Consider the following 6,410-nt stretch of genomic DNA (forward strand, 5'->3'; position numbering starts at 1 on the left):
TTGGCCCGCTTGAGTTCGGCGTTCTCCTTCTTCAGCGCCTTGAGCTGGGCAGACTCCTCCGTCGTCGTCCCCGGGCGCTGGCCCGCGTCGATCTCATGCTGCTTCACCCAGTTCCGCAGCGTCTCGCGGGAGCCGATGCCGAGCTTCTCCGTCACCGCCTGCAAGGCGGCCGTCTCGTTCGGGTAGTCGTCGCGCACCTCGGCGACCATGCGCACCGCACGGCGGCGGAGCTCAAGCGGGTAACGGGAAGGTCGTGCCATGACTCGATCCTTTCATGAAATCGAGTCTCTATTCGAACCGGGGCGATTCAGAGTCCGCCGGTGATCGCTCCGGGGCTGAGGCCGGCGTACAGGCAATCAAGGAACCCGCTGGATCCGTTACTTCCGGCCTGCGCACGCCAGCTGCCACGGTCGGCGAGGAGGAGCCCGAGGGTCAGGACGAGGAGTCGGCTCCCGCCGCGGCCGCCGAGCAGGCGCCGACGGATGCGGCCGCTCAGCCGACCGGGGAACCACCGGCGCGGGAGCTGCCGTCGATCCCGGGCGGAGCTGAGGGGGATCGCTGGTTCAGGGCGGAGTCGAACCTGGTGTCGGCCCGGCCGAACTTCAAGCAGGCCGTGCGGTAGATGGCGTTCCTGGACACCGCGACCGGTGTCCTGGTGTGGAGCGGCGGGACTGCCCGGCTCGAGCTGGGCCGCGCAAGCGTGGCGGAGATCCTGACCGCGGTGTACGCGACGGTCCCGGCCACGATCGAGCGCATCTACGTGACCGGAGGCGATCCGTGGCACCGAGATGCGGCCCGGCATGAGTTTCTCCGGGACGCGGTCGCCGCGTGGCTGAATGGCCCGTTGCCGGAGGGCTGGCAGGTGGAGTCCTCGCGCGGTAAGGACCGGCAGGCCGGGCACCTGGTCCACCCCCGTAACCCGGTGGGCCGGTGGCAGCGCGGCGACCAGCACACCGAAATCAGGTCCGTGGGTGAGTGGTTCGACCCGGAGGGCGCGTCCCCGGAGATCGTGCGGCAGGCATTTGTGGAGCTGTGGAAGGCGCTGCACGAGAAGTGGGCGGACGTGGTGCTGATGGGGTCGCCTTCGCAGACCGGCCGTGACCTGTGGACCCGCACCATCCCGGAGCGGGGCCGGTGGGCGGAAGGATATCCGGTGCTGTCACAGGAGATCCGCGGCCTGCTGCACGCGACGGCCGGGCAAGGCCGCACCGAGCTGATCACCCCGCCCCGGGTGCCGGAGCGGGTGCCGGCCTGGTACGAGCTGGACCGCACGTTCGCCTACGCCAAGCACTGCTCAACCTCACCGACTGGCGTTCCGCGCCGGATGACGAAGACCTCGTTCGCCGCGTTGAACGACAAGGAGAAGAACGACCTGCTGTATTCGCCGTCGCACTGGCAGGTGAAGGTCACCATCCCGGAGGGCTGGGAGCACGTCGGGCTGCTACCCGCGCCGGCGCCCGGGGAGCGGTCCTGGCACTACCCGTACGAGCCGGGGCAGACATTCGTCACGTGGGCGGGAGGCGCCGAGGTCAACCTGGCCCTCCGCAACCCGATCACGCCGTGGCGCATCGAGGTCCTCGACGGGATGGTGTGGGAGAAGAACCATCGCCCGCTGCAGGAGTGGTCGGTAAAGCTGAGGAGCATCTGGAATCACCTGCTGCGCTGGTCCACTGCGCACGGGGATGAGGCGATGCGGTGGGCGTTCAGGCTGGCCGCGCGGGCGGTGCGGTCGATCCTGCTGTACGGAATCGGGACGTTCGCGCAGCGCCCGAGGATCACCACTGGGTCTGTGCCACTCCATGGGGACGGGTCCACGCCGGAGATCCCCGACGGTGCGCATCTGACCGGGATCACGGACACGCACGTCACCTGGCAGCTACGGCGGGTTCGCGCGGGACCCGTACGCGCACCCGGAGTGGGCGGCCGCCGTGTGGTCGGCCGCGCGTGCTGCGCTGCTGTCCACGCACCAGAGCGTGGTCATCGGGCAGGACGAGAAGACCGGCGACGTCAAGGTCGGCAAGGGAGTCCCGGCCGGCGCCCTGCACCTGCCGGCAGGGTCGATCCTGGCCTTCCGTACGGACGCCATCTACACCAGCACCCGGCCGGATTGGCCCTACAGCGGACAGCCAGGCGACTACCTCCTCAAAGGCGCCCTGGACTGGGAGCAGACCACCCCGACCAGCGACGAGGAGTTCTACACCCTGCAGAAGCTGGGCCGCCAGAATCTGGAGGCGGAAGGGCTGTGACCGCGGACGTGATGTGGGACGCCCGCTGGGAGCACTCCGAATGCGGCGCCTCCGGTGAGGCTCTGTTCCCCGACGAGGACTCCCCCGCCTCCGGCCACGACGACTGCCCCGAGCCAGGCGAAGTCGGCTGGTACGGGCAGTGGGAGTGCATCTGCGGCGCCGGCGGTGACGGCGAGTGTGAGGACGGCGACCGGGCCACCTCCGGCCACGAGTGCAACACCGACGACGAGTTGGACGACGAGGTTGAGGAGACGGCCGCATGACGCCCCCCAGGCAGCGCGGCGGCGGCCGCCGCGATCAGCGCAATGAGGCTGCCCGCCTCACCGACCAGCTGATCGCCGAGGGCTTCAACCGGAAGCAGGTCGCCGAGATCCTCGGCCGTGATGCGTCCCTAGTGTCGCAGTTTTTCACGAAGAACAAGGGCGCATCGATGGTGGAGGCGTTGCGGGCGGTCGTGCAGGAGGTGCAGGCCGGCGGGCCGCGGGACATCGACAGCCTCAAGCGGCTGGCCCGCGCGCACGTGCGGCTGCGTCTGACCAAGAGCGGTGAGCGGGCTCGTGTGCGCCACCGGAACACGGTGCGCAGCACTCGTACGGTCACCGATGAGCGGGGACGCCGGGTGAAGGAATGGACGTCGTCCCTGGCCCGGGCTGGTGCGCAGCACATCGCCGCCGGTGCATCCCGGCTGTACCTGGTCATCGAAGAAGCCGCTCGACACCAGGGGAAGATCGCGTTCACTGTGCGGGCGCTACGCCGCATGTTCACTCACGATGCCGGACGGCTGGCCGACTCCCCCGGTGTGCGCCGCAACGTCGTCCAGCGCGCCGACGGCACCGAGGAGCGCGCCTACGGCGCGAACGTCGGCGGCCCCGCATCCGGCGAACAGGGCTTCGACGCAGTCCAGTTCAAGCAGCTCGTGGACGCGGCGGGCGGGGACGTGACCGCCGCCGTGCAGGGCTGGCTCCTCATGACCGGCCGCATGCATCCCGAAGCCGAGATCGTCTACCTGGAGATCCGCGCCTGGAAGGAAAACCGGTGAGGACCCACAGTGCTCGTCACTTCGGAAAGGAAGACGGTATGCCGGCGAAGGAACTGCCGGCGTCGCCGAGCTGCTGCTCGCCAACAGCCACGCCAAAATCATCCAGCTGCCCAAAGTGCAGGGGCTCGTGTGGGAGGCCACCAGTGCCGGTGCCACGCCAGACGGCGAGGGCGGACGGAACACCCCACGTCGGCGGGGAGGACATGCCGGCCCACTTTTTCACCCGGTCCCACAGCGGAACACCCCCGCGTCGGCGGGGAGGACTACAGACGGGTCGCGCCGGCGGCGATGTGCTGCGGAACACCCCCGCGTCGGCGGGGAGGACACCTACGACCACAACGCCGCACACGCCGAATGCTTCCAGCCGCACCGGTCCGCGAACGGATACGTCGACTGTGACGAACGGGCGCTGTGATCCCTGACGGAACGAGTCAATGAACGAAGCCGATGCTGGTCATCCGCTCCAGGGAACGCGCGAGAGAACGGCTCCGCGGACGTCGGCAGCCCTCCGGTCGTCCGGAGCCGGAGCGCGACATTCAGCCGACCGCCTTCCACGACGCACTGTCTACCGGATGTGCGGACCGATCATGCTCCGCCCGGGCTGCCTCGAGCAGGCGGCGCCAAGAGGTTACGGTCGGCCGCCGACGGAGCAGAGCTCGCCGCTCCCTATCCGTCATCCCGCCCCAGACTCCATGCTCGATGCGGTTGTCCAGGGCGTGGGCGAGGCACTCGGTTCGGACGGGGCAGCCGGTACAGATGGTCTTCGCCCTGCTCTGCGCCGCACCGTCGACGAACAGTTCGTCCGGATCCGCGGTTCGGCATACCGCTCGCGTAGTCCAGTTGTCCCGATCATCCTCATCCACCCCGGCGCCGTCCTCTCCCCCGTCCGGCCCGCCTCCCTAGCAGGAGGCGCAGTTCGGCAACGGTACGTCATGCACATGGGGCATAGAAGATCGCCATCACGGCGCAATCCATTCGAGTGAAGGGGCCTTGACGGGGTGTGCCATGCCGCATGCAGCTCAGCTCATCCAGTAGCCGGGCATCGGCGCTCGCCAGCGCGTTGCACCCAGTGGCAGTCAGGAACGGCGATTAGGTTGAGGGACCGTGCGGTACGAGGAGGGCGAGTGACGGACCAAGATGGGCTGCCGTATCGGGCGGAGTCGAACCCCGACAGGAACACCGTCGCGGCCAGCACCGCGCGGGTCAGCCTGGCGCGCACCGGCCGCTCCGCCTCAGCTGAACAACTCCAGGACGGCGCCCTACAAGAGGCCGCCCGACGAAAGCGCGGCGCGAACAACGACGCGGACCCGACGACCCGGCATGACGCACGACGCGTGACCCGCACGGGCCTGGAGTCGTTGAGTACGGCATCGCGCCATGAACATCCGACCCCCCGCGGATGCGCGAACCTCGTGAGGGCCCGGAATCGCCAACGCCCGGCCCCGGGCCCTCACCCTCTTGTGAACCACTAACGCCTGCCCGTCGGGATAGAAGCAGTTGACGCGCCGCCTACCATGACTGCGTGATAGCCCGCCGCACCCTTGGCGCCGGCCCCCAGGCCCCGCACAGCATCCGCGCCGCCCAGGCCGACCTTCTCAACGCACTTCCCGAAGTCCGTCTCCCCGACCTGGACGAGTTGCGGGCCCGCGGCGTACTCGGCGCTCAACCTGCGATGACACCGATCCCACGAAGGACTCTCGGAGTTGGCGGCCGCGTCGGCGAAGAACCGAACCACCTCACCGGCTGACCGCCCCCTCAACACCACCCAGGGGATGCCGGTAGTGTCGCGAGCGGTGAACAAGGTCGCCAATGAGGGTTGCTCGTTGCGGCCGACTGGCCTGGCGGGGTGTTCGGCGGTGGCAACGTTGAAGGGGCCCGCTGTTGCGGACCCCTTCTTCTGGTAGCGAGGACAGGATTTGAACCTGCGACCCTCTGGGGTTATGAGCCCAGTGAGCTACCGAGCTGCTCCACCCCCGCGTCGGCGGGGAGGACGCCGAAGTTGTTCTCCACGAGGATCGCGTCGGCGGAGCACCCCCGCGTCGGCGGGGAGGACTACTTGTTGGCCTTGAACGAACCGTCCTTCTGCGGAGCACCCCCGCGTCGGCGGGGAGGACACGTCCGAGCACCACCGGGGCTTCTGGGGAACCGACGAAATAGGGCTCCCGAAGTGACGGAATGCGACGAGTTTTTGCTCCGCCCTCGAACCGGTGGCCGACGGTTCACCCCGGCCCCTGACGGCGTCTTCTCGCTGGCTGCGCCTGTGCATCAACCCGTGGCCCGGCAGTCGAACGGCCGGCGGAGCCAAATGAACCTGGTACAGCGGGGCCCAATCTCGTGCTTACACACAGGGCGTCCGCCGCGGTGTTACCGCTGCGGGCTAGGGGAGGGCGACTGAGTTGCCTCTGGCTCAAGGACTGGCAGGTGCTCAAGCAACTCGTAGGCATGGTGAACGACTTCCGAATTCTCCTTAAGCCGCTCCCTGCTCTCTTGATCAATGCAGCCGGACGCTGACGCCGACAGGGCATCAGCCGCTGCTGCTGCCTCACCGACCTGTTCGCGTTCTCTCAGCGCTACGTCCTGAGGCAGATGGCCGCCGAGTACTCGGTCGGCGTCGGGCCGAGTCTGATCGACTCGGACGACATCAGCCACCACGATGCTGCACCGTTTAGCCTCAGACGCCGCGCGATTGGCCTGCACTGCCTCACTGACAGCAAAGCCCGAAGCAGTCAGGGTCAACACCGCAAACGTCCCGGCGAACAACTCGATTGCGCGGCGAGGCCTTCTCCGTGGGTGGGATGGCTTCGACTCCGCCTGGTCAACCTGTGGCGGCTCCGCCGCTCCGTCATCTGTTGGCACATCGATAGGTGACGTGCCTGCGCAGCGCCGCTACAAGGCGCCGCGCGGATAGAGATCAAATGTTGCGCCACTAGAGTGGGGCGCCCGCGATTCACGGGAATCTCCGCACACTGTCACGGGACGTCTACGCCCCGAAAAGCCGTGTTTCAGCAGGTCAGCGAATTCCGTCGGTTGGCCCTTCTGCTGTGGCGGGGCACCCCCCCCGCCCCGGGGGGGGTTCGGCGGCGGGTTGATACCCCGCGGCCGCCAGGTGCACCCCCCCCCCCCCC

General features: G+C 68.5%; 6 protein-coding genes and 1 tRNA gene. 4 read left to right on the forward strand and 3 right to left on the reverse strand.

Going from position 1 to position 6,410, the window contains the following annotated elements:
- The coding region (locus ACIBJF_RS51355; protein ID WP_399184786.1) for a transposase at positions 1-260 on the reverse strand (260 nt) is incomplete at its 3' end.
- Between the two features lie 14 nt (positions 261-274).
- Between ACIBJF_RS51355 and ACIBJF_RS51360 the strand changes: the two genes are divergently transcribed.
- From ACIBJF_RS51360 to ACIBJF_RS51375, 4 genes are all read left to right on the forward strand, one after another.
- Positions 275-622, forward strand: coding sequence for a hypothetical protein (locus ACIBJF_RS51360; RefSeq protein WP_399184787.1), 348 nt, complete (start codon positions 275-277; stop codon positions 620-622).
- Positions 623-1,928: 1,306 nt separating this feature from the next.
- Complete coding sequence (locus tag ACIBJF_RS51365) at positions 1,929-2,246, forward strand: hypothetical protein (RefSeq protein ID WP_399184788.1); 318 nt, start codon at positions 1,929-1,931, stop codon at positions 2,244-2,246.
- Positions 2,243-2,509: a hypothetical protein gene (locus tag ACIBJF_RS51370; RefSeq protein WP_399184789.1), complete on the forward strand. Its 267-nt coding sequence runs from the start codon at positions 2,243-2,245 to the stop codon at positions 2,507-2,509. The genes ACIBJF_RS51365 and ACIBJF_RS51370 overlap by 4 nt, the downstream gene beginning before the upstream one ends.
- Positions 2,506-3,285 (forward strand): hypothetical protein, encoded by a 780-nt coding sequence (locus ACIBJF_RS51375; RefSeq protein WP_399184790.1) that lies wholly within the window; start codon positions 2,506-2,508, stop codon positions 3,283-3,285. Before ACIBJF_RS51370 ends, ACIBJF_RS51375 begins: the two co-directional genes overlap by 4 nt.
- Before the next feature lie 536 nt (positions 3,286-3,821).
- On the opposite strand, the gene ACIBJF_RS51380 is transcribed toward ACIBJF_RS51375, so the two are convergent.
- Positions 3,822-4,148: a WhiB family transcriptional regulator gene (locus ACIBJF_RS51380; protein ID WP_399184791.1), complete on the reverse strand. Its 327-nt coding sequence runs from the start codon at positions 4,146-4,148 to the stop codon at positions 3,822-3,824.
- A gap of 1,035 nt (positions 4,149-5,183) precedes the next feature.
- Positions 5,184-5,263 (reverse strand) — tRNA-Met (locus ACIBJF_RS51385).
- Positions 5,264-6,410 lie beyond the last annotated feature (1,147 nt).

Origin of the sequence: Streptomyces sp. NPDC050743, from assembly GCF_044456925.1 — a bacterium.
Lineage (GTDB): Bacteria > Actinomycetota > Actinomycetes > Streptomycetales > Streptomycetaceae > Streptomyces.